This is a genomic window from Stutzerimonas stutzeri KOS6 (assembly GCF_000307775.2).
Lineage (GTDB): Bacteria > Pseudomonadota > Gammaproteobacteria > Pseudomonadales > Pseudomonadaceae > Stutzerimonas > Stutzerimonas stutzeri_B.
Genome location: NZ_KK020677.1, coordinates 454918 through 480299 on the forward strand (window position 1 = coordinate 454918; position 25382 = coordinate 480299).

A 25382-nucleotide genomic window follows, 5' to 3' on the forward strand; every position below is an offset into this window, starting at 1 on the left:
TCGTCGTCCGGCGCCTCGAGCTTTTCCAGCTTGCGGATCTGCGCTTTTAGCATGGCGGCTTCGATCTTGGCCTTCTTCAGCGCCTCGTCGTCCACCGCGGCGGGCGTGGCTGAAGCGTCGATGCTTTCCTGCATCGCGGCATCCAGCGCCTGCTGCGCCGCTTCGGCGGCTTTGCGCAGATCGGCGACCTGGGCTTGCAGTTCGGGAGTGTCGTGCGTGGCGAGCTGTTTCTCTGCCTTCTTCAAGGCGACCAGGGCCATGCTGGCCTCGATCTTCAGTTTCTTCTGCGTATCGGAGAGGCCGGCTTTCTGCGCTGTTGCCGGAGCCGTTGCAACCGCTGCTGCAGGCTGTCCGCTTTCGCTCTGCGCAGCCTTGGCGCGTGCAGCGCGTTCGGCGCGGGCCTTGCGCTCGGTTTCCTTCTGCTCTTCCGCCCGGCGCAAGCGTTCCTGGCGCAATTCGAAGCGCTGCTTGGAGTGTTCGGCTTTCTGCTGCTTCTGTTCCAGTTCGCGGATCTCGCCCTTGGCGGCGCGGTAGTACTGCACCAGCGGGATGCTGGACGGGCAGACGTAGGCGCAGGCGCCGCACTCGATGCAGTCGAACAGGTTGTGCGCCTTGAGCTGCTCGTGCTCCTGGCCAAGGGCAAAAAAGTGCAGTTGTTGCGGTAGCAGGCTGACCGGGCAGACTTCGGCGCATTCACCGCAGCGGATGCAGGGCAGCGCTGGCGGTGGTGGCGGCAGTTCTTCCAGCGTGCTGGCCAGCAGGCAGTTGGTGGTCTTGACCACCGGTACCTCGAGGGAGGGCAGGGTAAAGCCCATCATCGGGCCGCCCATGATCAGACGGTTGAGCCTGTGCTGCTCGAGATCGGCGAAGGCCAGCAGTTCATCCACGGGGGTGCCGATCAGCACCTCGACGTTCATCGGCCGTGCCAGCGCTTCGCCGGTCAGGGTGGTGATACGTGAGATCAGCGGCTTGCCGAGCAGCACAGCGTCGTGGATGGCGACGCAGGTTCCGACATTCTGGCAGAGCATGCCGATATCCGCCGGCAGGCCACCACTGGGCACCTCTTCACCGGTGAGGATCTGGATCAGCTGCCTTTCGCCGCCGGAGGGGTACTTGGTCGGAAAGACCTTCAGCACGAATGGACGCTCGCCGATTGCCGCGCGTACGGCTGCAATCGCTTCGGGCTTGTTGTCCTCGATGCCGATCAGCACCTCTTGCGGCTGGATCAGGTGCGCGAGGACCTCGATGCCGGCCACCAGTTCGGCCGCCTTTTCGCGCATCAGCAGGTCGTCAGCGGTGATGTAGGGCTCGCACTCGGTGCCGTTGATGATCAGCGTGCGGATCGTCTGGGTCGGCGGTGGGCTGAGCTTCACAGCGGTGGGGAAGCCGGCGCCGCCGAGGCCGCTGATGCCGGCCTGGCGAATCAGTTCGAGCAGGGCAGGGCGCTCGAGTTCACGGTAATCCGGCTGCGGATGGAGGTTGATCCATTTGTCTTCACCATCGCTGTCGATGACGATCGCATGGGCGAGCATTCCTGATACGTGCGGGTAGGGCTGCGGGCCGATGAAGCTGATCACGCCAGAGGTCGGGGCATGCAGCGGTGCGCTGACGAATCCGTTGGCGACGGCGATCTGCTGACCCTTGAGAACGTGCTCCCCAAGTGTCACGCAGGGTTCGGCAGGCGCGCCCAGATGCTGCGCCAATGGCAGGACAAGACGCTTGGGCAGCGGTGCCTGCTGGATCGGCGTGCGATTGGACAGATCCTTGTGCTCGGGCGGATGAATGCCGCCGTGGATGTCCCAGATCTTCAACGAGGTCATGCGGCCTGCTCCCGATCGGTTGCGATCAGTTGGCCGGGTGCCAGCGGCCGGTTCCACTTCCAGCTCTGCAGGTTGCTGCCGACTTCGATCATGTCGATACAGTCCACCGGGCAGGGCTCGACGCACAAATCGCAGCCGGTGCACTCGGAAATGATGACGGTGTGCATCTGCCGCGCGGCACCGACGATGGCGTCGACCGGACAAGCCTGGATGCACTTGGTGCAGCCGATGCATTCGGCTTCACGGATGTAGGCGACCATCTGCGGCTTCTCACCGCCTTCGGCATCCAGCGGCTCCGGCTCGACATCGAGCAGGTCGGCTAGTGCCTGGATGGTCGCCTCGCCGCCCGGTGGGCATTTGTTGATCTTGTCGCCGCCGGCAATCGCTTCGGCATAGGGCTTGCAGCCCGGATAGCCGCACTGGCCGCATTGGGTCTGCGGCAGGAGGGCATTGACCTGCTCGGCGATCGGGTCGCCTTCGACGCGAAAGCGCACGGCGGCGAAACCGAGAATGGCACCGCCGAGCAGGCACAGGGCGAGCAGCGCAAGCACTGCGATGAGGACCGCGCTCATAGCTTGATCAACCCGGTGAAGCCCATGAACGCCAGTGACATCAGGCCGGCCGTGACCATGCCGATTGCCGCACCCTGGAACGACTTCGGCACGTCGGCGATGGCGATGCGCTCACGCATGGCGGCGAACAGCACCAGTACCAGAGAAAACCCCAGCCCCGCGGCAAAGCCGTTGACGGTGGCGGTAAGGAAGGTGAACTCGGCCTTGTTGGCATTCAGCAGCGCAACGCCGAGCACGATGCAGTTGGTGGTGATCAACGGCAGGAAGATGCCCAGTACGCGGTAGAGCAACGGACTGGTCTTGTTCACCACCATCTCGGTGAACTGCACCACGACGGCGATCACCAGAATGAAACTGATGGTGCGCAGGAACTCGAGGTCCAGCGGCTTGAGCACGTACTGCTGGACTAGGTAGCTGCACATGGCGGCGAGCGTCAGCACGAATGTGGTTGCCAACGACAGGCCGATGGCGGTCTCGATCTTCTTCGAGACGCCCATGAACGGGCACAGGCCGAGGAACTGCACCAGCACGAAGTTGTTGACCAGGATGGCGCTAACCATGATCAGGGCGAGTTCGGTCATCTTGGGTTTTTTCCCGTTCCGTCGCGCTCTGCGAGAGCCTTGGGGCTAAAGGGCCGCTATTATCGGGAAGCGGCCACGGCCATACAAGCTGCGGCAGCCGGTCGCGGTCACCGGACGACGTCTGGACAAGGTACGCTGGCAGCCGGTTGTCCGTTGTTTCGGCGTCTGCCCCCTGGTTGTGGTCTGATGAATCGAAGCCCGTGACACCATCGGAGGTGTTTCCATGAGCACTCGTTATCTACTGGTTTTGCTCTGTCTCGGCCTTAGCCTGCAGGCCCAGGCCGAGCGGCGCGATGGTATATGGCTTTTCCAGGCGGAAAGCCCGCGTTACTACGACCACGGCCCAGGTCCTTACAGTAAGGGTTACCGTCAGGCCCCCCAGCCGCAGTACGACCCGCGCAGTCCCTATTCCCACTATCCGAACTATCCGCGCAACCTGCCGCCGCGTTATCAGAGTCAGCTGCCACCGCAGTACTATGATCGCCATCGCGGATTCGAGCAGCGACAGCACTGGCGGCAGGAGTATCGTCAGCAGCGACCACCGCTGATCAGGGATGGGCGCGATCATCGGCTGCGGCCATACTACCCGCGTGATGGCCGCTACCAGCAATACCGGCGCTGACGGGGCACTCGGCCGACGCCTCGAGCAACTGCGCCGCGTCTCCTGGGAGTTGCCCTTGATGGTAGACCTGCGCGCGGCGCCGGACTCATGGCTGTCGCGCGAGGCATCGTTGCCGGCGATCAGCGGTTGCGCCAGCGTGGATCGCGCTTTTCGAGAAAGGCATTGACCCCCTCCAGGGTATCCTCGGAGTCGAATAGTCCGACGAACGCCTCCCGCTCGGCTGCGGCGAAGGTATTGGGCACACGCTGCCGTGCTCCATCGATCAGCGGTTTGACCGCGCGTACCGCTACCGGGCTTTGCCGTGCGACGCGGGCGGCGAGCAACAGGGCGTGGCCGCGCGACTCGCCGGGCTCGACCAGTTGTTCGACCAGTCCGATGCGCAGCGCGGTTTCGGCAGTGACGCGTTCGCCGCAGAGAATCATTCGCTTGGCCCAGCCTTCGCCGACCAGCCAGGCCAGCGCCTGGGTGCCGCCGGCGCAGGGCAGTAGGCCGACGGAGGCTTCCGGGAGGCCCAGCTGTGCCTGTCGTTCGGCAATGCGAAGATCGCAGGCCAGGGCGCACTCCATGCCTCCGCCGAGGGCAAAGCCGTTGATAGCGGCAATGGATACGCCGCGAAAGTCGCGCAAAGCCTCGAAGGCTTCGCCGAAGCGTCGAGCCATCTCCCTGGCTCGAGTGCGATCACCATCGGCGAAGAGTTTGAGGTCCGCGCCGGCGCTGAAGAACTTCTCGCCCTGGCCGCAGATCACCAGCGCGTAGATATCGTCGTCGTGGTTGAGGTGATCCACCACCTGCTTGAGGCCGATCAGCGATTCACGATCCCAGGTGTTGGCGGGCGGATGGTTTACCGTGATGAGCGCAGTATGGCCATGTTTTTCCACGGTCAGCTTGTGAGTGAGATCGAAGACGCCGGCTTGGTAGGGTTCTAAGGCAGTGCTCATTGTCGAATCCTCATGACGGGTAGGGCCCGCTGACGGGCGACCGATTGCCGCCGCTCACTTCAGAGTCCTTCAGCGTGCCGAGGTTGCAGTCGATAAGCCTGTAGGCGAGGGCGCTCGCCGACAGCGCTCGAGTCAGGCGCTCAAGCGCTCCGTATTGCGGTTACTGTAGCTTGGTCGGCTGGCCAGCGGCACGGCGCTCCTCCTGCCATTCGGTCAGGGAAGGGGCTGCCTGGGCGCCGGACAGGCGGTGGACGATTTCGAAATAGTCCTGCTTGAAGCGGTCCTTGAGTACTTCCTCGCGAGGCTTCACGCGCACCGCATAAACCGTCTGCACGTTCTGGTGGTCGAAGCCGCGCCATTGCTGCTGGTCCTTGAGCAGGCTGTAGCTGTGGTCCTCCAGTGCCGTGATGACCTGTTCGCTGTCGATGCTCTTGGCCCGTCGGGCTGCATCGGCCCACTGGTAGACGATGCTATAAGCCGACGCAGCGGAGCTCGAGGGGTGGGTCTGGTAACGGTCACCGAAATCGCGGACGAAGGTCTTGCCGCGCTCGGAGCCTTCCAGTTCAGGAACGCGCCAGGTCCAGGGTTCCGTGCCGAGGATGCCGCGCATGATATCGGGTCCGGCGAGCTCGACCATCGATAGCGTCAGGTTGGGGACGGCGATCTGCATTCTCTTGTTCAGCCCCATATCGTCGGCGATGCGCATCGCGCGCACCATGTCTTCGCCGAACAGCACCAGCACCAGGACTTCTGCGTCGCTGCTGGCCGCCTTTTCCAGCGCTGCCCGGTAGTCGGACAGGCGCGCACCGGGGAAAGCGGTTTTGACGCCCTGGTGCCTGTTCTGGTCGACGGTTCCAGTGGCCTGGCGCAGTGAGCTTTCGCTGGTATGGCCCCAGGTATAGTCGGAAGTGATGTAGAAATAGGTCTTGCCCGGCAGGTTCTCGTTCAGGTACTGCCCCAGCACCTGGGCACTCATCCAGGCGTTGTTGCACTCGCGGAACATGTAGCGATGCCCATCCTTGCCGGTGGTGTCGTTGGAGTAGGTCAGCGTTCCGAAATAGAGCAGGCCGCGCTCCTTGGCACGCTTGCTGGCGGCGATCGCCACGGCGCTCGAAACGCCACCGAAGAGCATGGCCACGCCCTCGTCAGCCATCTTGTCGACATTGGCGACGGCCTTCTCGGGCCGCGAGGCGGTGTTGCGACTGATCAGTTGCAGGGGGCGGCCCAGCACGCCGCCGGCCGCGTTGATCTCATCGATAGCCATCAAGGCGCCACGCATCTGCGCCAGGCCTTCTTCCTTGTAGCTACCGGTTCGGGGGTAGTTGAGACCGAGCGTGATTGGGTCGGCAGCCTGCGCCGCAAGACAAAAAACCATCCCTAGCGCTAGAAGCGTAATCCGGTTCATCGCATGTTCCTTGTCGTAACTATTGTTATTGATTTGTCGGCAGTTGGCTTTTTAACCCGCGGCTGGGGCTTGCGTCACCTCTTTATACGCGCTTCGGAAGTCGCACCCGCATCAGTCCGTGAGCCAGGTGCGATTATGACCAAAGGAGGGGGACATATATTGCGGTAGCGCAATGCCCGGGCCGTCTTGGCGTTGACAACGGTCATCGGCTTTCCTTAGGGTTCGCCGGCTTGGCCACTCGGAAACCGCTCATGACCCAGGACGACCGCATCAGACTCGAGGCAGGCTGGAAAGGCGCGCTGCGCGAGGAGTTCGACAAGCCGTACATGCAGCAGTTGGGCGCTTTCCTACGTAGCGAGAAGGCGGCCGGCAAGGTCATCTTTCCGCCAGGGCCGATGATTTTCAATGCGCTCAATTCGACGCCGCTCGTGCAGGTCAAGGTCGTGATTCTTGGTCAGGATCCCTATCACGGTCCCGGCCAGGCCCATGGTCTGTGTTTTTCGGTCCAGCCAGGGGTGGCCGCTCCGCCATCGCTGCAGAATATCTTCAAGGAGCTCAAGCGCGATCTGAACCTGGAGATTCCACGGCATGGCTACCTGCAGCACTGGGCGGAACAGGGCGTGCTGATGCTGAATACTTCACTGACGGTGGAGCAGGGTGCGGCAGGGTCGCACGCCAAGGCGGGCTGGCAGCAATTTACCGATCGGATCATCGAAGTGGTGGGTGAGCGCTGCCCGCACCTGGTGTTCATGCTGTGGGGCGCGCATGCGCAATCCAAGGCGAAGCTGATCGACCCGACCCGGCATCTCATCCTGAAGTCGGCCCACCCTTCACCGTTGTCGGCGCACCGTGGATTTCTCGGCAACGGGCATTTCAGTCGTGCCAACCAGTTCCTCAGGCAGCAAGGACTTCAGCCGATCGACTGGCGGCTGCCGGACGAGGTGTGACCCGATGCCTGTAGGCATCGGGTCGATGGGCTCAGTCCATGTTGCCGTGCTTGGCTTGTAGTTCCTTGGCGCTTTGCAGATGCTGCTCCAGCTTGGGCAAGGTGGTCTGCGCGAACTGCTTGAGGTCGGGGTTCTCGCCGCTTTCTATGTGGTCGCGGAACAGCTCGATGGTTTGCTCGTGGGCCACGACCTGGTTGTTGGCGTATGCCTCGTCGAAGTTCTCACCGTCTCGCAGCTTGAGGATCATGGCTTTGGCCTTGTCCATCAGCATGGCTTCGTCGGACATCTCCAGGTTCTTCTGCTGGGCAAGTTGCGCGAGCTTCTGATTGGCCTGGGTATGCTCGTCGATCATCATCTGGGCGAACTGCTTCACATCCTCGGACGTGCCTTTTTGCAGCGCCATTTTTGCCGTTTCGATCTCCGCGATGCCCTTGGCGGAGGCCTCGTCGACGAAGTTGTCGCCTTCCGCGGCCAGCGCCATGTTGGCCGCCAGGCCGATCAGCAAGGCGAAAGCGCCCGAAAAGAGTGTCTTGTTTGTCATGGTCATTGCGTTTCTCCTTACGTCACCTGACTTGCGTTCGCCGGCAGGCGAGACACAAGGTGCGATGCGGCGAGATTGCCGTCCCCTTTTGTGACTGGACGCCAGGGGGACGGTTCCTCGCTTTCGGGCGAACGGCGTAGGGAGAGGGGGCGTTCTACTGAAGCATGCTCATGGCCGCGTCCATGGCGGCTGACAGGTCCTCGTCTTCGTGCCTGAGCGTGTTCGGGTCCAGGCCCAGCTTGGCGAAGGCGGGAATCTTGCTCCAGTCCAGCTGGGTGTAGGGATGTTGGCTGCCGAGATGGCTCTGCAGCGTGGCGACCTGGACAATGTCCACGTAATCGACGTTGGCCGAATCGCGTCGGAAGTCGTTGTACTGGCCGGCCACTGATGCGATCGCTTCGGGAAAGTCCCAGGTGCGCAGGATCTTTTCCCCCACCAGCGGATGAATCTTGTCGATGACATGGTTGAGGCTGAATGAATCCGCGAGCAAGGCTCCGTGCTCTTCGGCGTAGGTCAGTATCGGCAGGATGCCTATCTGATGAACCAGTCCGGCGAGCGTTGCCTGGTCAGGCATCAGGCGTGTGTAGTGGCGACAGAGTACATGGCTGATGGCGGCCACCTCGGTGCTCTTGTTCCAGACTTCGCGCATCTTGCGGTCGACGACGTCGGTGGTGGCCTGGAACATCTGCTCCATGGCGAGGCCTGTCGCCAGGTTGCAGGTGTAGTTGATGCCCAGGCGGCCGATGGCCATCTGCAGGTCGTCGATCTCCCGGCTGATGCGCATCAGCGGGCTGTTCACCACCTTGATGATGCGGGCAGTGAGTGCTGCATCGTTGCCGATGGCCTTGCTCAGTGCCGGAATGCTGATGTCTGGATCTTCGGCCGCCTCGCGGACGCGCAGCGCCACTTCCGGCAGCGTGGGCAGGACCAGCTCATCATTCTCGATCGCGAGGGTCAGTTCATGCTGGACTTTCTCGGCGAGGGTGCTCATTTCATTCCTTAAATATAAGTCGGCCAGTAACCGCGTTCGCATGCGGGGGACACCGGTAGTCGGCTCTCGCGGCACCGCCAAGGCAGTGTCTGTCGTGCTAGCGCTTGATTTCCTGGTCGGGGTTCAGGCCGTAGGGAAGATCGAGCAGCGCCAGTGGTAATCCATCCGGTGAGCCCAGAAACAGCCGGCCATCCGCGGCGGCGTCTTCCTGGAGTACGGCAAGCAGCTCAAATCCGTTGGCGTCGTTGGCGGCCAGTACCACCTCGCCGACGCTGGATCCGTGCACCGGAGAAAACAGTTCGACACCCGGAGCGGGCAGGTCGTCCGGCCCTGCATCGGCTGAAAGCCGCTGCAGGCGCCGTTTCAGTTTGCCCAGATACTGCATGCGCGCCACGATTTCCTGGCCGGTGTAACAGCCTTTCTTGAAGCTCACCCCGCCCAGCGCCTGCAGATTGATCATCTGCGGAATGAACAGCTCGCGCGTGCTTGCGAACACCTGGCCGACGCCTGCGCGAATCTGGTCCAGCAGCCAGCGATTGATCGGTGCCTCGTCGAGTTGCGCCTCCAGCTGGGCGCGAACCTGCTCTGCCTCGGCTTTCGGTGCCCAGAGTTCGGCGCGGCCATCGTGCAGGCGGATGGCGATCAAGCCGTTGCTGCGCGCCACGCTGTCGGCGCTCTGCGGCAGATCCAGACCCATGCTGGCCAGTGGGCCGTCGCCTCCGGCAAGGCCGAACCGGTACCATTCGGCGCTCTCGTCGCTCAGGCGAGACTTGGAAAACACGGCATATTTGCTCAGGTCGGCCTGTTGCGCTTGCAGCAGATCGCCGGCCATTGCCAGCAGGTAATCATCGCCGTCTTGCAGGATACGGAAGCTTGACTGCATGCGCCCCTTCGGGGTGCAGCGCGCGCCCAGGCTGGAGCTCTCGCCACCGAGGTAGTTGAGGTTGCAGGTCAGCTGACCCTGGAGAAACTTGCAGGCATCCGGGCCGCGTACGGCAAGGACGCCTTCATGCGACAGGACGCAAAAATAAGCAGTGTCGGTCATGATCAGTCGTCGTCGGAATCCGGGTGGGCATCATAGCAGGCCGGTGTAAACGGTTGCGTGATGGCTGGTTGGCAACGCAGCGAAAAAAGCGGCTGATGAGCGCGACGCAGCCGTTATAATGCGCGCCTTCTCAAAAGGAGCCGATGTATGGCCGAGCAATCCGAACTCAATCGTCTGTTCTGGCAGAGCCGCCGCGGCATGCTGGAGCTGGACGTGTTGCTGGTGCCTTTCGTCAAGGAGGTCTACCCGGGCCTCGACGAGGAGGACCAGCGGCGCTACCGCAAACTGTTGAGTTGCGAAGATCAGGACATGTTCGGCTGGTTCATGCAGCGTGGCGAGCCCGAGGACGAGGATCTGCGCCGCATGGTTCGCATGATCCTCGATCGTGTCCAGCCCAAGTAATCCGTCCTTCGAGTGCCACTGGCGGCCTTCCGGCCTGTTGCTGGCATTCTATCTGGTTGCTCAGGCATTGGCCCTGGCAGCCATCGCGCTGTCCGCTGCGCCGCTCTGGCTGGCGCTGAGCTGCTGGCTGGCGTGTCTCGTTCATGCGTACCGCGTATTGCCGCGCGATATTCTTCTGTCCAGTCAGGATGCCTGGCGCGGGTTGCGGCACGATGAGCAAGGCTGGCTGCTGTGGAGCGAGCGGCAGGGCTGGCAGCCGGTTCGGCTGCTGCCCGACAGCCTGGCGCTGCCACTTGTCGTGATCCTGCGTTTTCGGCAGCCGGGACGGCGCATTGGCGCCAGTGTCTGCGTGCCCCGTGACGCGATGCCGCACGATCAGCATCGGCGCCTGCGGGTACGCCTGAAGTTCAGTCGGCGTAGGTGGGCGGCGCCAGAATAGTATCGACGGCTTGCGGTAGCTGCTCGGGGTAGTCGAGCGTGTAGTGCAGTCCGCGACTTTCCTTGCGATCCATGGCCGAGCGAATCATCAGGTCGGCCACCAGCGCCAGGTTCCGGAGCTCGAGCAGGTCACGGCTGACCTTGTAGTTGCTGTAGAACTCGTCGATCTCGCTGAGCAGCAGGCGCACCCGGTGCTGCGCGCGCATCAGGCGCTTGCTGGTGCGAACGATGCCGACGTAGTCCCACATGAAGCGTCGTAGCTCGTCCCAGTTGTGCGCGATGATCACATCCTCGTCGGAGTCGGTGACCTGGCTGGCGTCCCAGGCGGGCAATTCCGCTGGCGCTGCGACATCGGGCAGTTCGCGAAGGATGTCCTGGGCCGCCGCGCGGCCATAGACGAAGCATTCGAGCAGCGAGTTGCTGGCCATGCGATTGGCGCCGTGCAGGCCTGTGAAGCTGGTTTCGCCAATAGCATAGAGACCAGGGATGTCGGTGCGTCCCGCCTGGTCCACGAGCACGCCGCCGCAGGTGTAGTGTGCTGCCGGCACGACGGGTATCGGCTGGCTGGTAATGTCGATGCCGTATTCCAGGCAGCGTTCGTAGACGGTGGGAAAGTGGCTCTTGATGAAGTCGGCGGGCTTGTGGCTGATGTCCAGGTAGACACAGTCGATACCGAGCCGTTTCATCTCGTGGTCGATCGCGCGTGCGACGATGTCGCGTGGAGCCAGTTCTTCGCGCGCATCAAAGCGCGGCATGAAGCGTTCGCCGTTCGGCAGCTTGAGCAGCGCCCCTTCGCCGCGCAGGGCCTCGGTAATCAGGAAGCTCTTCGCCTGCGGGTGATAAAGGCAGGTCGGGTGGAATTGGTTGAACTCCAGGTTGCCGACACGGCAGCCCGCGCGCCAGGCCATGGCGATACCATCGCCGCAGGCGCTGTCCGGGTTGCTGGTGTAGAGGTAGACCTTCGCGGCCCCTCCGGTGGCCAGCACGACGAAACGCGACTGGAAGGTTTCCACTTCGCCAGTGTTGCGGTCAAGCACGTAGGCGCCCAGGCAGCGCCGGCCCGCAAGGCCCAGCTTGCGCTCGGTGATCAGGTCGATCGCGACCCGTTGTTGCAGCAGTTCGATATTGCTTCGCTGCCTGGCCTGCGCGAGCAACGTATTGAAGATGGCGGCGCCGGTGGCATCGGCAGCGTGAATGATGCGCCGATGGCTATGGCCACCTTCACGGGTCAGATGAAATTCGAAGCTGCCATCTTCGCGATCCGGCGCGTCGTCTCGGGTGAATGGCACGCCCTGTTCGATCAGCCACTGGATCGCTTCGTTGCTGTGCTCGACGGTGAATCGAACAGCCTCCTCCCGGCAAAGGCCGCCGCCAGCGACCAGCGTGTCGGCGACGTGGGATTCCACGGTGTCGGTCGTGTCCAGAACCGCGGCAACGCCACCCTGGGCCCAGTAAGTGGATCCATTGGCCAGATCGCCCTTGCTGAGCACGGCGATGCGCAGATCCTTCGGCAGATTGAGTGCGAGGGTAAGCCCTGCAGCGCCACTGCCAATGACTAATACGTCGTATCGTTGTGCCTGGTTCATGTCCAATTCCGTGGAGAAATCGTCGCCTAGTATATAGACGAGGCGTCGCGCCAAAATAGGCTACTGTGCGGTTCTCTTCTATCCGCGGGAACTTTTAATGCGCTGAGCACTCAATAGGCAGTTGTAAATGCAAGCCGGCTGGCCATCGTGCATGGGCGGCGCGTGTTTGCTATGGACACCGGGACGGCGTCGCCAGTCGATCTGACGTTGACGCTGTGGTGCAATCGCCGTCAGGTATTGCAGGATAGCTTGCTAGGAGGGGGGGAGAACTTTTGCGTAGAGCCCGGGTCTATTCTGGCAGGTCGGTTCGCTGGTGTGAGCGACGCTACTCCGTTATCGGGGAGGAGCGATCATGTTGACTCAGGAGCAGGACCAGCAACTGGTTGAGCGAGTGCAGCGGGGAGACAAGCGGGCTTTCGATCTGCTGGTAATGAAATACCAGCACAAGATCCTTGGGTTGATCGTGCGCTTCGTGCATGACTCTCATGAGGCTCAGGATGTCGCCCAGGAAGCGTTTATCAAGGCTTATCGCGCACTGGCCAACTTTCGCGGTGACAGTGCGTTCTATACCTGGCTGTACCGCATCGCCATCAATACGGCGAAGAATCATCTGGTGGCGCGTGGCAGACGGCCTCCAGACAGTGATGTGAGTTCCGAGGATGCGGAGTTCTACGAAGGCGATCACGCCCTGAAGGACATCGAGTCACCGGAGCGTTCGCTGCTCAGGGATGAGATAGAGGATACCGTTCATCGAACCATTCAGCTTTTGCCGGAAGATTTGCGTACAGCTCTAACACTGCGCGAATTCGATGGTCTTAGTTATGAAGACATTGCGAGCGTCATGCAGTGTCCGGTGGGCACAGTGCGTTCCCGGATCTTCCGGGCGCGTGAAGCCATAGATAAAGCGTTGCAACCCTTGTTGCACGAATCCTGAGACAGCGGCGACAGCCAAGAGAGGAACCGCCATGAGTCGTGAAGCCCTGCATGAATCGCTGTCCGCGGTGATGGATAACGAAGCGGACGAGTTGGAATTACGTCGTATGCTCGCAGGCGACAATCCAGAGCTGCGTGCCACCTGGTCGCGTTATCAGCTTGCGCGTGCCGCGATGCACAAGGAGTTGATCGAGCCGCGCCTGGATATCGCCTCGGCGGTATCGGCTGCCTTGGCCGATGAGGCTGCGCCGGTTGAAACGCGGCGTAACGGCTGGAAGAGCCTGGGACGGATAGCGGTAGCCGCTTCGGTTACTGTGGCTGTTCTGGCCGGTGTTCGTCTGTACAATCAGAACGAAGTCGCCGGTCCGCAGCTTGCCCAGCAGGCGCCGCAGCCGAGCATTTCCGTGCCGCAGGCCAACCAGGGGCCGACAGTGCTGGCTGGTTACAGCGAGCAGGCGGAAGCCCCTGCGCAGGCAGCGGGAGAGGGTGCGCCGATCGAGCGTTGGCATGAAGATCGCCTGCCTTCTTATGTTCGTCAGCATGCACAGCAGGCTGCCTTTGGTAACGGATCGGAGAGCGCGCTACCTTACGCTCGCGCGGCCAGCATGGAAGAACGTTAGGGAGAAACATGCGCGTATTACCGCTGTATGTGGTGATGGGGGGCTGGCTGTCGATGCCGGCCCTCGCTGCTGATGCCGAGTCCTGGATGGGGCGCCTGGCAGCAGCAGAGCAGGAGCAGAGTTATGCAGGGACGTTCGTTTACGAGCGTAATGGCAGCTTTTCCAGTCATTCCGTTTGGCAACAGGCCGACGGGAACCGCGTGCGTGAGCGTTTGCTTCAGCTCGATGGCGAGCCTGCCGAAGTCCTGTTAATCGATGGGCAGATGCGTTGTGCCTCTGATGATCTCGCTGCCCAGGTTCGCGAGGCTCATGCCTGGCATGGGCAGCGGCTCGATCCGAAGGCCCTTTCCGAGTGGTACGAGTTTCGTGAAATCGGCGACTCCCGGGTCGCTGGTCGCTCTGCCGTGGCTTTGGCTGTGGTTCCTCGGGACCAGCATCGCTATGGCTTCGAGTTGCACCTCGATCGGGAGACGGCGCTGCCGCTCAAGTCGCTGATGCTGAATGAGAAAGGGCAGTTGCTGGAGCGCTTCCAGTTCACTCATTTTTCTACCGATGCGGTCAGCGCGGCGCTGCTGGAGCCCAGTCAGTCTTGCAAGACTGTTTCGGTGAGCAAGCGTGAGGCGACTACAGCCTCGATGTGGCGCTCGGACTGGTTGCCGCCCGGTTTTCGTCTGCTCGATGCCAACGAGCGACCCAGTCCCGCTTCTTCCGAAACGGTGTCATGGCTGTCGTACGGTGATGGGCTCGCCAAGTTCTCGGTTTTTCTCGAGCCCTTGCGCGGGGCATTGGTCGATGACGCCCGGACCCAGATGGGGCCGACCGTCGCGGTGTCCAAGCGTATCAGCACTGCTGACGGCGACGTGATGGTGACCGTGGTCGGCGAGATTCCGCTGGGTACTGCCGAACGAGTTGCGCTTTCCATGCGGGTCGCTGAGGAACAGGCACAAAGATGATCGAGGAGTCGGGGCGGGTAGTAGCGCTGGATGTCGGCGCGGTCTGGGTCGAAACGCGGCGAACAAGCACCTGCTCGGGCTGCTCGGCAAAAAATGGTTGTGGCCAGGGCCTGATGGATACGTTGGGCGTTCGGGAAAAGCGCGGCCTGATCCGCGCGCTTTCCGATCTTCGACTGCAGGTTGGTGACTCCGTCGTTGTCGGGATTCGTGAGGAGGTATTGCTGCGTGGTGCCGTCCTTGTCTATCTTCTCCCCCTTATCATGTTGATGGGCGCCGCGACGGTGGCTGCTCAGTTCTCAGCGCCTGAGCCTGTCGTGATTCTCACTGGATTCGGCGGGTTCTTCGTTTCCTGGTTGGTGGTGCGCATGCGTGCCAGGCGTACGGCGGGTGACCCCAGTCTGCAGCCGGTGGTTTTGCGCGCCATGCTCGCGGGGCCTGCGAGTCCCTGAGCTTTCTTGTTTTGTCAGTGGGGAGACTTGCAATCATGTTCGATCGAAATAGCTGCTTCGCCTTCGTGGCAGGCCTGGTTTTGCTTGGGCAGGCCATGGTCGCGCAGGCGGCTTTGCCTGATTTTACGCCGCTGGTGGAGAGTGCCTCGCCGGCGGTGGTAAACATCAGCACCAAGCAGAAGGTGCCGGCCCGCAGCACTACGGCGCAAATGCCCGAACTGGAAGGGTTGCCGCCTATCTTTCGTGAGTTTTTCGAGCACAACATGCCGCAGATGCCTGGTGCGCCGGGGCGGGGGCAGCAGCGCGAAGCACAATCCCTGGGGTCGGGTTTCATCATCTCCGATGACGGTTATGTGCTGACCAACAATCACGTGGTTGCCGGTGCCGATGAGATCATTGTTCGCCTGCCGGACCGCAGTGAGCTGGAGGCGAAGCTGATCGGCGCCGATCCGCGCACCGATGTCGCTGTCCTCAAGGTCGAGGCCAAGGGTCTGCCAACCGTAAAGGTAGGCAATTCCGACAAGCTCAAGGTCGGGGAGTGGGTGCTGGCTATCGGTTCGCCATTCGGTTTCGATCACACCGTAACGGCGGGCATCGTCAGTGCGACCGGTCGCAGCCTGCCTAACGAGAGCTATGTGCCCTTCATTCAGACCGACGTGGCGATCAATCCGGGTAACTCCGGTGGCCCGCTGTTCAATCTCGACGGTGAAGTGGTCGGTATCAACTCACAGATTTTCACGCGCTCAGGCGGCTTCATGGGGCTTTCTTTCGCCATTCCGATTGATGTGGCGATGGACGTGGCCAACCAGCTGCGCACCGACGGCAAGGTCAGCCGTGGCTGGCTTGGCGTGGTGATCCAGGAGGTGAACAAAGACCTGGCGGAATCCTTCGGGCTGGAGCGGCCTGCGGGCGCGCTGGTCGCGCAGGTAATGGATGGCGGCCCTGCAGCGCGTGGCGGGCTGCGCGTTGGTGACGTCATTCTCAGCCTCAACGGCAAACCGATCGTCATGTCTGCCGATCTGCCGCATCTGGTCGGTGCACTCAAGCCCGGCAGCACGGCCCGGATGGAAGTGGTGCGCGATGGCGACCGCGAGATGCTCGATGTCAATATTGGCGCGCTGCCGGAAGAGGGCGAGCCGTTGGCCGCTTCCGAGGGTGGCGCGGAGCGCAGCGATAATCGCCTAGGCGTGAAGGTGACCGAGCTGACCGAGGAGCAGAGAAAGAGCCTCGATTTGCCGGGTGGCGTTGTCATCACGGAGATTCTCAACGGTCCGGCAGCCATGATTGGTCTGCGCCCCGGTGACGTCATTACCCATCTGAACAATCAGGCGATCAACTCGGCAGCAACCTTTGCCCAGGTGGCCGAACAGTTGCCCAAGAACCGCTCGGTGTCGATGCGAGTGTTGCGCCAGGGGCGAGCCAGCTTCATTACATTCAAGCTGGCTGAATGAAGCATCGGCAGCAGTAATCAGAAGGGCGGTTCTACCGCCCTTCTTCATTTTTCCAGGGGGCTCGCGCCCGTTGCGATACTTGCCTTGATTGCCGTCCAGGATGATGCGGGCGGGTTGTGCGTGGCACTGCCGGAGCCGATCAGTTACACTTCGCGGCTATTTTCGGCGGGCAATCGGCCCGCGACTATTCCGAGTGTTGAGCTGTGAGTGACCTGAGTCATATCCGCAATTTTTCCATCATCGCCCATATCGATCACGGCAAGTCGACCCTGGCAGACCGTTTCATCCAGATGTGTGGTGGTCTGACCGAGCGTGAAATGGAAGCCCAGGTGCTGGATTCGATGGATCTCGAGCGCGAGCGCGGCATCACCATCAAAGCCCACAGCGTTACGCTTTATTACACCGCGCGCGATGGCAAGACCTACCAGTTGAACTTCATCGACACGCCCGGCCACGTCGACTTCACCTATGAAGTCAGCCGCTCGCTGGCCGCCTGCGAGGGGGCGCTGCTGGTAGTCGATGCTGGCCAGGGCGTCGAAGCGCAATCGGTCGCCAATTGCTACACGGCGATCGAGCAGGGCCTGGAAGTGATGCCGGTGCTGAACAAGATGGACCTGCCACAGGCCGATCCGGACAAGGTCAAGGAAGAGATCGAGCACATCATCGGCATCGATGCGACCGACGCGGTGGCCTGCAGTGCCAAGAGCGGCATGGGCGTGGACGAGGTGCTCGAGCGCCTGGTCGCCGTGATCCCGCCGCCGACCGGCGATGTCGAGGCGCCGTTGCAGGCGTTGATCATCGACTCATGGTTCGACAACTATCTGGGCGTCGTATCGCTGGTACGGGTTCGCCACGGTCGTATCAAGAAGGGCGACAAGGTGCTGGTGAAATCCACCGGCAAGGTTCATCAGGTGGACAGTGTCGGCGTGTTCAACCCCAAGCACACCGCCACGGCAGACCTCAAGGCTGGCGAAGTGGGCTTCATCATCGCCGGCATCAAGGACATTCTCGGCGCTCCGGTGGGCGACACGCTGACACTGTCGAGCACGCCGGACGTGGAGATGTTGCCCGGTTTCAAACGCGTCAAGCCGCAGGTCTATGCCGGTCTGTTCCCGGTCAGTTCGGACGACTTCGAGGATTTTCGCGAAGCGCTGCAGAAGCTGACCCTCAACGATGCCGCGTTGCAATACGAACCGGAAAGCTCCGACGCGTTGGGCTTCGGCTTCCGTATCGGCTTCCTCGGCATGCTGCATATGGAGATCATTCAGGAGCGCCTCGAGCGCGAGTACGACCTGGATCTGATCACCACCGCGCCGACGGTTGTTTACGAGTTGCTGTTGAAGAACGGCGACACCATCTACGTCGACAGCCCTTCGAAGCTGCCCGACATGTCCTCCGTCGAGGACATGCGCGAGCCGATCGTGCGCGCCAACATCCTCGTGCCCCAGGAACACCTGGGCAACGTCATCACGCTGTGCATCGAGAAGCGCGGCGTGCAGCGCGACCTGCAGTTCCTCGGCAGTCAGGTGCAGGTGCGTTACGACCTGCCGATGAGCGAGGTGGTGCTGGACTTCTTCGATCGCTTGAAATCGTGCAGCCGCGGTTACGCCTCGCTGGACTACAGCTTCGAATGTTTCCAGTCGGCCAACCTGACGCGCCTGGACATCCTCATCAACGGCGACAAGGTGGATGCGTTGGCACTGATTGTCCACCGCGACAATGCCCACTACAAGGGCCGCATCCTAGTCGAGAAGATGAAGGAGCTTATCCCGCGTCAGATGTTCGATGTGGCGATTCAGGCGGCCATCGGCGGCCAGATCGTTGCCCGCAGTACGGTCAAGGCGTTGCGCAAGAACGTTCTGGCCAAATGCTACGGCGGCGATGTGAGCCGTAAGCGCAAGCTGCTGGAAAAGCAGAAAGCCGGTAAGAAGCGCATGAAGCAGGTAGGCAACGTCGAAATCCCGCAGGAGGCGTTCCTCGCCGTGCTGAAGGTGGACAGCTGATATGTCGATCAATTTCCCGTTGTTGCTGGTTATCGCCGTGGCTGTCTGCGGCCTGTTGGCGCTGAGCGACCTGTTGTTCTTCGCCCCCCGCCGCCGGGCTGCGATCGCCAACTACGAAGGGCGCACCGGGGAAATCGATCCATCGACCCTTGAGGCGTTGAACAAGGAGCCGGTGCTGATCGAGTACGGCAAGTCGTTCTTCCCGGTGCTGGCCATCGTGCTGGTGCTGCGCTCGTTCCTGGTCGAGCCGTTCCAGATTCCCTCCGGCTCGATGATCCCCACGTTGGAAGTTGGCGATTTCATTCTGGTGAACAAGTTCGCCTATGGCATCCGCCTGCCGGTAGTGGATACCAAGGTGATCGAAGTCAGCGACCCGAAGCGTGGCGACGTCATGGTGTTCCGCTATCCGAATCAACCGAGCATCAACTACATCAAACGGGTCGTCGGCCTGCCTGGCGACACCGTGCGCTACAGCAGCGATCGTCGGCTGTTCATCAACGATCAGCCGGTTGCCGAGACACTGGTCGGCGAGGAGCCGGGCAGCTTGGGCAGCGCCGTGCTGTATCGGGAAAAGCTGGGCGAGATGGAGCACCTGATTCGCAAGGAAATGGGCCGCTATCGCATCGAGCCGAGCCGTCAGTGGACCGTGCCGGCTGAGCACTACTTCATGATGGGCGATAATCGCGATAACTCGAATGACAGCCGCTATTGGCAGGACGAGTCGATTCCCGCGGAGCTGGCTGGCATGGTCCCGGACCGTAACATCGTCGGCAAGGCGTTCGCCGTCTGGATGAGCTGGCCTGATCCGAAGCTCAGCAATCTGCCGAATTTCTCCCGCGTGGGCCTGATTCACTGAAAGCTGTGAATTGCGGCCGTCGCTGAGCGAACCGGGCTCGCTATATTTGTCCTGCCCCGATCGGTGGGTATCGTAACGACATAGAGGTCGACATGAGTTTTGCGCGTTCGCAAAAAGGGCTGTCCATGCTGAGCTGGATCATGGTCCTGGCAATCGTGGCGTTTGTGGCCAGCACGGGATTTAAAATGTTCCCGCATTACTTCGATTACATGTCCATGGACAAGATCATCCAGTCCGTGGAAACCGACGAAGCGCTTGAGATTCAGAGCGTCGGGGAGTTCTATAGTCATGTCAGCAAGGGGATGCAGGTCAACGGTGTCCACGATATCGATCTGAAGGAAGCCCTGCAGGTCGAGATGCAGAACAATGAATTCAGGGTGCACCTGAAGTACGAAAAACGCGAGCCGCTGATCCGCAATCTAGATCTGGTGGCGAACTTCGACAAAGAATATCGCCTAAGGATGCCGTGAGCACTTCGTTAGCCCGTCTCGAGCGCAGGCTCGGTTATCAATTCAAGGATCAGGAGCTGATGCTCCTGGCTCTGACCCATCGTAGCTATGCCGGACGCAACAACGAGCGCCTGGAGTTCCTCGGCGACGCCATTCTCAACTTCGTTGCCGGCGAGGCCTTGTTCAATCATTTTCCACAGGCCCGCGAGGGGCAGCTGTCGCGGCTGCGCGCGCGTCTGGTCAAAGGCGAGACGCTGGCGGTGCTGGCGCGCGGATTCGAGCTTGGCGACTACATGCGGCTGGGCTCCGGCGAACTCAAGAGCGGCGGCTATCGCCGCGAATCGATTCTGGCCGACACCCTGGAGGCACTGATCGGCGCCATCTATCTGGATGGCGGCATGGACGTCGCCCGCGAGCGCGTGATCGCCTGGCTGGCCAACGAGCTGCAGGGCCTGACGCTGGTCGATACCAACAAGGATCCAAAGACCCGCCTGCAAGAGTTCCTGCAGTCGCGCGCCTGCGACCTGCCGCGCTACGAAGTGGTCGACATCCAGGGCGAACCGCATTGCCGCACGTTCTTCGTCGAATGCCAGGTAGCCCTGCTCAATGATAAAACCCACGGGCAGGGCGCCAGTCGCCGAATTGCCGAACAGGTTGCCGCGGCAGCCGCACTGATCGCCTTGGGCGTGGAGAACGGACATGACTGACGAACAGTTGCAATCTGAAGACGTCAGCCGTTGTGGTTACGTGGCGATCGTCGGCCGGCCGAACGTCGGCAAGTCGACCCTGCTCAACCACATCCTTGGCCAGAAGCTGGCGATCACCTCGCGCAAGCCGCAGACCACGCGGCACAACATGCTCGGCATCAAGACTGAAGGCAGCGTGCAGGCCGTGTATGTCGACACTCCCGGGCTGCACAAGAACGGCGAGACGGCGCTCAACCGCTACATGAACCGCACCGCCGCGTCGGCGCTGAAGGACGTCGACGTGGTGATCTTCGTCGTCGACCGCACCCGCTGGACCGATGAGGACCAGGCTGTGCTAGAGCGCGTGCAGTACGTCACCGGGCCGCTGATCGTCGCAGTCAACAAGACTGACCGCATCGAGGACAAGGCCGAGCTGCTGCCGCACCTGCGCTGGCTGGCCGAGCAGTTGCCGAACGCCGAGATCGTGCCGATTTCCGCACAGCACGGTCAGAACCTCGAAACGCTGGAAAAGCTGGTCGCCGACCGCCTGCCCGAGGGCGAGCACTTTTTCCCGGAAGACCAGATCACCGACCGCAGCAGCCGCTTTCTTGCTGCTGAACTGGTGCGTGAGAAGATCATGCGTCAGCTCGGTGCCGAGGTGCCTTACCAGATCACCGTGGAGATCGAGGACTTCAAGCAGGAAGGCCATGTGCTGCACATCCATGCGCTGATCCTGGTCGAGCGTGACGGGCAGAAGAAAATCATCATCGGTGACAAGGGTGAGCGCATCAAACGCATCGGCCAGGAGGCACGCAAGGACATGGAGGTGTTGTTCGACTCCAAGGTCATGCTTCATCTGTGGGTCAAGGTGAAGGGTGGTTGGTCCGACGATGAGCGTGCGCTGCATTCGCTGGGTTACCAGTAAGACCGACCCGCAATCAATGGTGCGCATTGCGCACCCCCTGGCCCGCCATGCACCAAGCTGCATTCGTTCTGCACAGTCGTCCCTACAAGGAAAGCAGCGCGCTGGTCGACCTGTTCACCCCGCAGGGGCGGCTGCGCGCCGTCATGCGGGCGGCGCGCGGCAAGGCCGGTAGCCTGATCCGCCCCTTCGTGTCGCTGGAGGTGGAGCTGCGCGGCAAGTCCGATCTGAAGACCGTCGCCCGTCTCGAAAGCGCCGGCCCCGCGCACTGGCTCGATGGTCAGGCGCTGTTCAGCGGCATGTACCTCAACGAGCTGCTGATCCGCCTGCTGCCCGCCGAAGATGCGCACCCCGCGCTGTTCGATCATTACGCCGCCACGCTTGCGGCGCTGGCCGCGCATCGACCGCTGGAGCCGCTGCTGCGTGCCTTCGAATGGCGGCTGCTCGGCGAGTTGGGCTATGGTTTTGCCCTTGATATGGATATTGCCGGCCAGCCGATCGACCCGCAGCGCCTTTATCACCTGTTGCCCGATGCAGGCCTGGAGTCGGTCGTGGGCTTTCAGCCTGGTTTGTTCAACGGCACAGAGTTGCTGGCCATGGCCGAAGCCGACTGGCAGGTGCCGGGGGCGCTCGCAGCGGCCAAGCGACTGATGCGCCAGGCCCTCGCGCCCCATCTGGGCGGCCGACCACTGGTCAGCCGCGAACTGTTCATGAACTTGAAGGAGACCGCGCGTGACTGAAGCCAACCGAATTCTGCTCGGCGTCAACGTCGATCACGTCGCTACCCTGCGCCAGGCTCGCGGCACCCGTTATCCGGACCCGGTCAAGGCGGCACTGGATGCCGAAGAGGCGGGTGCCGATGGCATCACCGTACACCTGCGTGAGGATCGCCGGCACATACAGGAACGCGATGTGCTGATGATGAAGGACGCCCTGCAGACGCGGATGAACTTCGAGATGGGCGTTACCGAGGCAATGCTCGTGTTCGCTGAGCAACTGCGCCCGGAGCACGTCTGCCTGGTCCCGGAAACTCGCCAGGAGCTAACCACCGAAGGCGGGCTGGACGTCGCAGGTCAGGAAGCGCGTATTCGCGAGGCGGTCGAGCGCCTGCGTAGCTGCGGTGCTGAGGTATCGCTGTTCATCGACGCCGATCCGCGCCAGATCGAGGCGGCCGCGCGTGTCGGCGCTCCCGCCATCGAATTGCACACCGGACGCTATGCCGATGCTCATAGCGTGGCCGAGCGCGCCTGCGAGCTCGCGCGCATCCGCGACGGTGTAGAGGCCGGGCTGAGTCACGGCCTGATCGTCAACGCCGGCCATGGCCTGCATTACCACAACGCCGAAGCCATCGCGGCGATCCGGGGCGTCAACGAACTGAACATCGGCCACGCCATCGTCGCCCATGCGCTGTTCGTCGGCTTCAAGCAGGCGGTCAAGGAGATGAAGCATCTGATCCTGAGTGCGGCGGCGCGGGGCTGAAAGAACCTAGGGTGCTTCGGCGCGATGACACGGCTTTGCGGCGGTGATGTTACGTAGGGCGTCAGGGGTGCCTGTACCGGCGACTATTGGGGCTGCTCGAAGGCCGACGTGATCGAATCAGGGCTTGCGCGCCAGCAGCACCGCGCGCATGGGCGCGGGCAGCCCCTCGATAGTCTTGCCATGGTCCTGCGGGTCGAGGAAGTCCGGTAGCGACTGGTAGCGCATCCACTCGGTACTGCGCTGCTCCTCGACGCGGGTCAGGCTGACGTCGACGCAGCGCACGTCGACGAAGCCGGCCCGGCGCAGCCAGCGCTCCAGCGCCGGCACCGAGGGCAGGAACCAGACGTTGCGCATCTGCGCATAGCGATCCTCCGGCACCAGCGCGGTGTTCTCGTCGCCTTCCACCACCAGCGTCTCCAGCACCAGTTCGCCGCCGCGTACCAGGCAGTCCTTGAGATCGAGCAGGTGGTCGATGGGCGAACGGCGATGGTAGAGCACGCCCATGGAGAACACGGTCTCGAAGCCTTCGAGCCTGGCCGGGAGTTCTTCCAGGGCGAACGGCAGGTGCCAGGCAGGCAGTTCCGGCAGGTAGCGCTTGAGCGCATGGAACTGGCAGAAGAACAGCCAGTTCGGATCGACGCCGATCACACTGTCGGCACCGGCGCCAAGCATGCGCCACATGTAATAGCCATTGCCGCAGCCGACGTCGAGAATGCGTTTGCCGGCGAGGTCCAGGTGCGGCGCGACCCGGTCCCACTTCCAGTCCGAGCGCCATTCGGTATCGATGTGTACGCCGAACACGTCGAACGGTCCCTTGCGCCAGGGTGACAGCCCCATCAGCGCCTCGCGGGTGGCCTCGCGGGTGGCCTCGTCGCAGGCGGCGTCGAGGCTCAAGCCGTCACGCAGTTCGACCTCCACCGGTTCAAGCGCGGGCAGCGCCGCGACGGCGCGGCACCAGCGCGGCAGGTCACCGTGGCCGATGGCAAGCTTGGCGTCCAGTTGCTGTTGAAGGCCATTGGCCCAGGCGGCCAGCGGCGTGCCGGCCAAGCGCCAGGCGAGGGGAGTCAGGTCGAGATTCATGGCAGGGCGATCAGCGAGGCGAAATTCAGGCATTGGAACCAGGGCACGACTTTAGAGAAGCCGGCGTCCAGTAGCCGTTGGCGATGGGTTTCCAGGCTGTCTGGCTTCATCACGTTCTCGATGGCGCTGCGTTTCTGGGCAATTTCCAGTTCGCTGTAGCCATTGGCGCGTTTGAAGGCGATGTGCAGGTCGGTCAGCAGTTGCTGCTCGTCGTCGTCCTCGAAGCGCAGCTTTTCCGAGAGAATCAGTGCGCCACCGGGCACCAGCGCCTGGCGAATGCGACCGAGCAGCGCCGGGCGCTGTTCGGGCGCGATGAATTGAAGGGTAAAGTTCAGCGCTACCAGCGAACTGGGCTGGAATTCCAGAGCCAGGATGTCGGCTTCGATGACATCGACCGGCAGCAGTTCCTGGAACATCGAGTCCTGCCCGTGGAGGTATTCACGGCAGCGTTCGACCATCGCCGCGGAGTTGTCGACGGCGACCACTTGGCAATTGTCGGCCGTCACATGGCGCCGCAGCGCCTGCGTGACCGCCCCCAGCGAGCAGCCGAGGTCATACAGGCGGGTGTTGGGCTGGGCGAATTGCGCGGCGATCACGCCGATATTCTCGACGATCGTCGGGTAACCCGGCACCGAACGCTTGATCATGTCGGGAAACACCCGCACCACGTCCTCATTGAAGACGAAGTCCTGGACACGGGGCAGGGGCTGAGCGAACAGACGGTCGGGATCGTGACTCACGGTGTTGGGCGACGTGTTGGAAAACGGGGCGGCATTGTAGCCGAAAGCACACTCAGGGACTCGGCCGCGGCTTAGTACACCTCGATCCGACAATCGAACAGTCCGGCTGGCTCGCTCTCGGCTTCCCAGGGGCGCTGGTAGGTCAGGTAGAGCCGCCCACTGCCTGGCTGCCGCGCTTCGAAACGCCAGGTCGACAAGCCGTCGCCGCCGACCATGTCGCCCTTCGGATTGCTGAACACCTCGGGGCCAAGGCTGCGCAGGCGTTCCGTGGCGGCGTCGCGGAGAATCCAGCGATACCCGGTGGCAGGGTTGCTGGGCAGGCTGACGATCAGCTGCTGGCCGTTTTGCAGTTCTTGCGGGCAGCGGCGATCGTCGCCGAGCACCACACTCGATGGCGTCTTGTCGTCGCTGGCGCAGGCGGCGAGCAGAGCGAGACTTGTGGGCAGCAGCAGACGAGGGATGTCGAAAGGCATGATCGGCACCGGTCGAGGATGGAACGGGAAGAATAGCCCAAAGAGGCTGAGCGCAGGCAAACAGGGGCAGCGCTTCATCGGCTGCGGCGAGTCATGGAAAAGGCGGGATGTGCGGTGGAAAGCTTCAGGCTCTTCAGAGCTGAAGCATCGCCCCGAGGTCGGGCCTCCCACGAAACACGCATACCATCAGTAGGAGGCGCGCCCCCGCGGCGATTGCGCGGGCCAACAGGGGCGGCGCTTTATCGGCTGCTGCGAGTCATGGAAAAAGGCCGGATGTGCGGTGGGACGCTTCAGGCTCTTCAGAGCTGAAGCATCGCCCCGAGGGCGGGCCTCCCACGAAATCGCTGCATACCGTCAGTGGGGCGCGCCCGCGGCGATTGCGCAGGCAAAATAGGGGCGG

Annotated in this window: 28 protein-coding genes; 16 read left to right on the forward strand and 12 right to left on the reverse strand. The window is 62.3% G+C overall.

Annotation, left to right across the window (positions count from 1 at the left end; genetic code table 11):
- The 3 genes from rsxC to rsxA all read right to left on the reverse strand — a co-directional run.
- The coding region (gene rsxC, locus B597_RS42555; RefSeq protein WP_024162435.1) for an electron transport complex subunit RsxC at window positions 1–1820 on the reverse strand (1820 nt) is incomplete at its 3' end.
- Complete coding sequence (gene rsxB / locus B597_RS42560; protein ID WP_003293608.1) at window positions 1817–2392, reverse strand: electron transport complex subunit RsxB; 576 nt, start codon at window positions 2390–2392, stop codon at window positions 1817–1819. The genes rsxC and rsxB, both read right to left, overlap by 4 nt.
- A complete protein-coding gene (gene rsxA / locus B597_RS42565) occupies window positions 2389–2973 on the reverse strand; it encodes an electron transport complex subunit RsxA (protein ID WP_003293605.1) in 585 nt (194 codons plus the stop codon). Before rsxA ends, rsxB begins: the two co-directional genes overlap by 4 nt.
- A 223-nt stretch (window positions 2974–3196) precedes the next feature.
- Here rsxA and B597_RS42570 point away from each other — a divergent pair, with 223 nt between their 5' ends.
- Window positions 3197–3595 carry a hypothetical protein gene (locus tag B597_RS42570; RefSeq protein WP_003293604.1) on the forward strand — a complete coding sequence of 133 codons (399 nt, stop codon included), beginning with the start codon at window positions 3197–3199 and terminating at the stop codon, window positions 3593–3595.
- Window positions 3596–3714: 119 nt separating this feature from the next.
- On the opposite strand, the gene B597_RS42575 is transcribed toward B597_RS42570, so the two are convergent.
- Complete coding sequence (locus tag B597_RS42575) at window positions 3715–4533, reverse strand: enoyl-CoA hydratase (RefSeq protein WP_003293602.1); 819 nt, start codon at window positions 4531–4533, stop codon at window positions 3715–3717.
- 160 nt (window positions 4534–4693) lie between these two features.
- The gene (locus tag B597_RS42580; protein ID WP_031323731.1) at window positions 4694–5938 is read right to left on the reverse strand and encodes an ABC transporter substrate-binding protein; all 1245 of its coding nucleotides are present in this window, start codon (window positions 5936–5938) and stop codon (window positions 4694–4696) included.
- 251 nt (window positions 5939–6189) lie between these two features.
- Between B597_RS42580 and ung the strand changes: the two genes are divergently transcribed.
- Window positions 6190–6885 carry a uracil-DNA glycosylase gene (gene ung / locus B597_RS42585; protein ID WP_003293600.1) on the forward strand — a complete coding sequence of 232 codons (696 nt, stop codon included), beginning with the start codon at window positions 6190–6192 and terminating at the stop codon, window positions 6883–6885.
- Between the two features lie 31 nt (window positions 6886–6916).
- Here ung and B597_RS42590 read toward each other — a convergent pair whose 3' ends face one another.
- From B597_RS42590 to B597_RS42600, 3 genes are all read right to left on the reverse strand, one after another.
- Window positions 6917–7432, reverse strand: a complete 516-nt coding sequence (locus B597_RS42590) for a DUF4142 domain-containing protein (RefSeq protein WP_003293599.1) — start codon at window positions 7430–7432, stop codon at window positions 6917–6919.
- 148 nt (window positions 7433–7580) lie between these two features.
- Window positions 7581–8417, reverse strand: a complete 837-nt coding sequence (locus B597_RS42595; RefSeq protein ID WP_003293598.1) for an HDOD domain-containing protein — start codon at window positions 8415–8417, stop codon at window positions 7581–7583.
- A gap of 97 nt (window positions 8418–8514) precedes the next feature.
- Window positions 8515–9462: a CAF17-like 4Fe-4S cluster assembly/insertion protein YgfZ gene (locus tag B597_RS42600; RefSeq protein WP_003293596.1), complete on the reverse strand. Its 948-nt coding sequence runs from the start codon at window positions 9460–9462 to the stop codon at window positions 8515–8517.
- Between the two features lie 147 nt (window positions 9463–9609).
- On the opposite strand from B597_RS42600, the gene B597_RS42605 reads away from it, so the two are divergent.
- Together B597_RS42605 and B597_RS42610 are read left to right on the forward strand one after the other, a co-directional pair.
- Complete coding sequence (locus B597_RS42605; RefSeq protein WP_003293594.1) at window positions 9610–9864, forward strand: FAD assembly factor SdhE; 255 nt, start codon at window positions 9610–9612, stop codon at window positions 9862–9864.
- On the forward strand, window positions 9848–10303 hold the full coding sequence (locus B597_RS42610) for a protein YgfX (RefSeq protein WP_031323732.1): 456 nt from the start codon (window positions 9848–9850) through the stop codon (window positions 10301–10303). Before B597_RS42605 ends, B597_RS42610 begins: the two co-directional genes overlap by 17 nt.
- Here the strand turns inward: B597_RS42610 and nadB are convergent.
- The gene (gene nadB / locus B597_RS42615; protein ID WP_003293592.1) at window positions 10272–11888 is read right to left on the reverse strand and encodes an L-aspartate oxidase; all 1617 of its coding nucleotides are present in this window, start codon (window positions 11886–11888) and stop codon (window positions 10272–10274) included. The genes B597_RS42610 and nadB overlap by 32 nt on opposite strands.
- 352 nt (window positions 11889–12240) lie before the next feature.
- On the opposite strand from nadB, the gene rpoE reads away from it, so the two are divergent.
- The 12 genes from rpoE (at window position 12241) to pdxJ (ending at window position 22689) form a co-directional block, all read left to right on the forward strand.
- Window positions 12241–12822, forward strand: a complete 582-nt coding sequence (gene rpoE / locus B597_RS42620; RefSeq protein WP_003282114.1) for an RNA polymerase sigma factor RpoE/AlgU — start codon at window positions 12241–12243, stop codon at window positions 12820–12822.
- A 31-nt stretch (window positions 12823–12853) separates the two neighbouring features.
- The gene (locus B597_RS42625; protein WP_003293590.1) at window positions 12854–13441 is read left to right on the forward strand and encodes a sigma-E factor negative regulatory protein; all 588 of its coding nucleotides are present in this window, start codon (window positions 12854–12856) and stop codon (window positions 13439–13441) included.
- An 8-nt stretch (window positions 13442–13449) separates the two neighbouring features.
- The gene (locus B597_RS42630; RefSeq protein ID WP_003293589.1) at window positions 13450–14394 is read left to right on the forward strand and encodes a MucB/RseB C-terminal domain-containing protein; all 945 of its coding nucleotides are present in this window, start codon (window positions 13450–13452) and stop codon (window positions 14392–14394) included.
- Window positions 14391–14843: a SoxR reducing system RseC family protein gene (locus B597_RS42635; protein ID WP_003293587.1), complete on the forward strand. Its 453-nt coding sequence runs from the start codon at window positions 14391–14393 to the stop codon at window positions 14841–14843. Before B597_RS42630 ends, B597_RS42635 begins: the two co-directional genes overlap by 4 nt.
- 35 nt (window positions 14844–14878) lie before the next feature.
- The gene (locus B597_RS42640; RefSeq protein ID WP_003293586.1) at window positions 14879–16294 is read left to right on the forward strand and encodes a DegQ family serine endoprotease; all 1416 of its coding nucleotides are present in this window, start codon (window positions 14879–14881) and stop codon (window positions 16292–16294) included.
- 203 nt (window positions 16295–16497) lie between these two features.
- Entirely contained in the window at window positions 16498–18297 is a 1800-nt protein-coding gene (lepA, locus tag B597_RS42645; protein WP_003293585.1) for a translation elongation factor 4, read from the forward strand.
- A 1-nt stretch (window position 18298) separates the two neighbouring features.
- Window positions 18299–19153 carry a signal peptidase I gene (gene lepB, locus B597_RS42650; RefSeq protein WP_003293584.1) on the forward strand — a complete coding sequence of 285 codons (855 nt, stop codon included), beginning with the start codon at window positions 18299–18301 and terminating at the stop codon, window positions 19151–19153.
- A gap of 92 nt (window positions 19154–19245) precedes the next feature.
- Window positions 19246–19623: a DUF4845 domain-containing protein gene (locus tag B597_RS42655; RefSeq protein WP_003293583.1), complete on the forward strand. Its 378-nt coding sequence runs from the start codon at window positions 19246–19248 to the stop codon at window positions 19621–19623.
- Window positions 19620–20309 (forward strand): ribonuclease III, encoded by a 690-nt coding sequence (gene rnc / locus B597_RS42660; protein WP_003293581.1) that lies wholly within the window; start codon window positions 19620–19622, stop codon window positions 20307–20309. The genes B597_RS42655 and rnc overlap by 4 nt, the downstream gene beginning before the upstream one ends.
- A complete protein-coding gene (gene era / locus B597_RS42665; protein ID WP_003293579.1) occupies window positions 20302–21213 on the forward strand; it encodes a GTPase Era in 912 nt (303 codons plus the stop codon). The genes rnc and era overlap by 8 nt, the downstream gene beginning before the upstream one ends.
- Before the next feature lie 47 nt (window positions 21214–21260).
- Window positions 21261–21950 (forward strand): DNA repair protein RecO, encoded by a 690-nt coding sequence (gene recO / locus B597_RS42670; RefSeq protein ID WP_003293577.1) that lies wholly within the window; start codon window positions 21261–21263, stop codon window positions 21948–21950.
- The gene (gene pdxJ / locus B597_RS42675) at window positions 21943–22689 is read left to right on the forward strand and encodes a pyridoxine 5'-phosphate synthase (protein WP_003293576.1); all 747 of its coding nucleotides are present in this window, start codon (window positions 21943–21945) and stop codon (window positions 22687–22689) included. The genes recO and pdxJ overlap by 8 nt, the downstream gene beginning before the upstream one ends.
- Before the next feature lie 117 nt (window positions 22690–22806).
- Here pdxJ and cmoB read toward each other — a convergent pair whose 3' ends face one another.
- The 3 genes from cmoB to B597_RS42690 all read right to left on the reverse strand — a co-directional run bounded on the left by cmoB (window position 22807) and on the right by B597_RS42690 (window position 24982).
- A complete protein-coding gene (gene cmoB, locus B597_RS42680) occupies window positions 22807–23769 on the reverse strand; it encodes a tRNA 5-methoxyuridine(34)/uridine 5-oxyacetic acid(34) synthase CmoB (protein ID WP_003293574.1) in 963 nt (320 codons plus the stop codon).
- Window positions 23766–24509 (reverse strand): carboxy-S-adenosyl-L-methionine synthase CmoA, encoded by a 744-nt coding sequence (cmoA, locus tag B597_RS42685; RefSeq protein WP_031323734.1) that lies wholly within the window; start codon window positions 24507–24509, stop codon window positions 23766–23768. Before cmoA ends, cmoB begins: the two co-directional genes overlap by 4 nt.
- Before the next feature lie 71 nt (window positions 24510–24580).
- Window positions 24581–24982, reverse strand: coding sequence for a protease inhibitor I42 family protein (locus B597_RS42690; RefSeq protein WP_003293573.1), 402 nt, complete (start codon window positions 24980–24982; stop codon window positions 24581–24583).
- Between the last annotated feature and the right edge of the window lie 400 nt (window positions 24983–25382).

What these genes read in the sequence shown, in the direction of transcription:
- rsxB (WP_003293608.1), bottom strand. Translation starts at nt 2,392, where the DNA reads ATGAGCGCGGTCCTCATCGCAGTGCTTGCGCTGCTCGCCCTGTGCCTG.
- rsxA (WP_003293605.1), bottom strand. Translation starts at nt 2,973, where the DNA reads ATGACCGAACTCGCCCTGATCATGGTTAGCGCCATCCTGGTCAACAAC.
- B597_RS42570 (WP_003293604.1), top strand. Translation starts at nt 3,197, where the DNA reads ATGAGCACTCGTTATCTACTGGTTTTGCTCTGTCTCGGCCTTAGCCTG.
- B597_RS42575 (WP_003293602.1), bottom strand. Translation starts at nt 4,533, where the DNA reads ATGAGCACTGCCTTAGAACCCTACCAAGCCGGCGTCTTCGATCTCACT.
- B597_RS42580 (WP_031323731.1), bottom strand. Translation starts at nt 5,938, where the DNA reads ATGAACCGGATTACGCTTCTAGCGCTAGGGATGGTTTTTTGTCTTGCG.
- ung (WP_003293600.1), top strand. Translation starts at nt 6,190, where the DNA reads ATGACCCAGGACGACCGCATCAGACTCGAGGCAGGCTGGAAAGGCGCG.
- B597_RS42590 (WP_003293599.1), bottom strand. Translation starts at nt 7,432, where the DNA reads ATGACCATGACAAACAAGACACTCTTTTCGGGCGCTTTCGCCTTGCTG.
- B597_RS42595 (WP_003293598.1), bottom strand. Translation starts at nt 8,417, where the DNA reads ATGAGCACCCTCGCCGAGAAAGTCCAGCATGAACTGACCCTCGCGATC.
- B597_RS42600 (WP_003293596.1), bottom strand. Translation starts at nt 9,462, where the DNA reads ATGACCGACACTGCTTATTTTTGCGTCCTGTCGCATGAAGGCGTCCTT.
- B597_RS42605 (WP_003293594.1), top strand. Translation starts at nt 9,610, where the DNA reads ATGGCCGAGCAATCCGAACTCAATCGTCTGTTCTGGCAGAGCCGCCGC.
- nadB (WP_003293592.1), bottom strand. Translation starts at nt 11,888, where the DNA reads ATGAACCAGGCACAACGATACGACGTATTAGTCATTGGCAGTGGCGCT.
- rpoE (WP_003282114.1), top strand. Translation starts at nt 12,241, where the DNA reads ATGTTGACTCAGGAGCAGGACCAGCAACTGGTTGAGCGAGTGCAGCGG.
- B597_RS42625 (WP_003293590.1), top strand. Translation starts at nt 12,854, where the DNA reads ATGAGTCGTGAAGCCCTGCATGAATCGCTGTCCGCGGTGATGGATAAC.
- B597_RS42630 (WP_003293589.1), top strand. Translation starts at nt 13,450, where the DNA reads ATGCGCGTATTACCGCTGTATGTGGTGATGGGGGGCTGGCTGTCGATG.
- B597_RS42635 (WP_003293587.1), top strand. Translation starts at nt 14,391, where the DNA reads ATGATCGAGGAGTCGGGGCGGGTAGTAGCGCTGGATGTCGGCGCGGTC.
- B597_RS42640 (WP_003293586.1), top strand. Translation starts at nt 14,879, where the DNA reads ATGTTCGATCGAAATAGCTGCTTCGCCTTCGTGGCAGGCCTGGTTTTG.
- lepB (WP_003293584.1), top strand. Translation starts at nt 18,299, where the DNA reads ATGTCGATCAATTTCCCGTTGTTGCTGGTTATCGCCGTGGCTGTCTGC.
- B597_RS42655 (WP_003293583.1), top strand. Translation starts at nt 19,246, where the DNA reads ATGAGTTTTGCGCGTTCGCAAAAAGGGCTGTCCATGCTGAGCTGGATC.
- era (WP_003293579.1), top strand. Translation starts at nt 20,302, where the DNA reads ATGACTGACGAACAGTTGCAATCTGAAGACGTCAGCCGTTGTGGTTAC.
- recO (WP_003293577.1), top strand. Translation starts at nt 21,261, where the DNA reads ATGCACCAAGCTGCATTCGTTCTGCACAGTCGTCCCTACAAGGAAAGC.
- cmoB (WP_003293574.1), bottom strand. Translation starts at nt 23,769, where the DNA reads ATGAATCTCGACCTGACTCCCCTCGCCTGGCGCTTGGCCGGCACGCCG.
- B597_RS42690 (WP_003293573.1), bottom strand. Translation starts at nt 24,982, where the DNA reads ATGCCTTTCGACATCCCTCGTCTGCTGCTGCCCACAAGTCTCGCTCTG.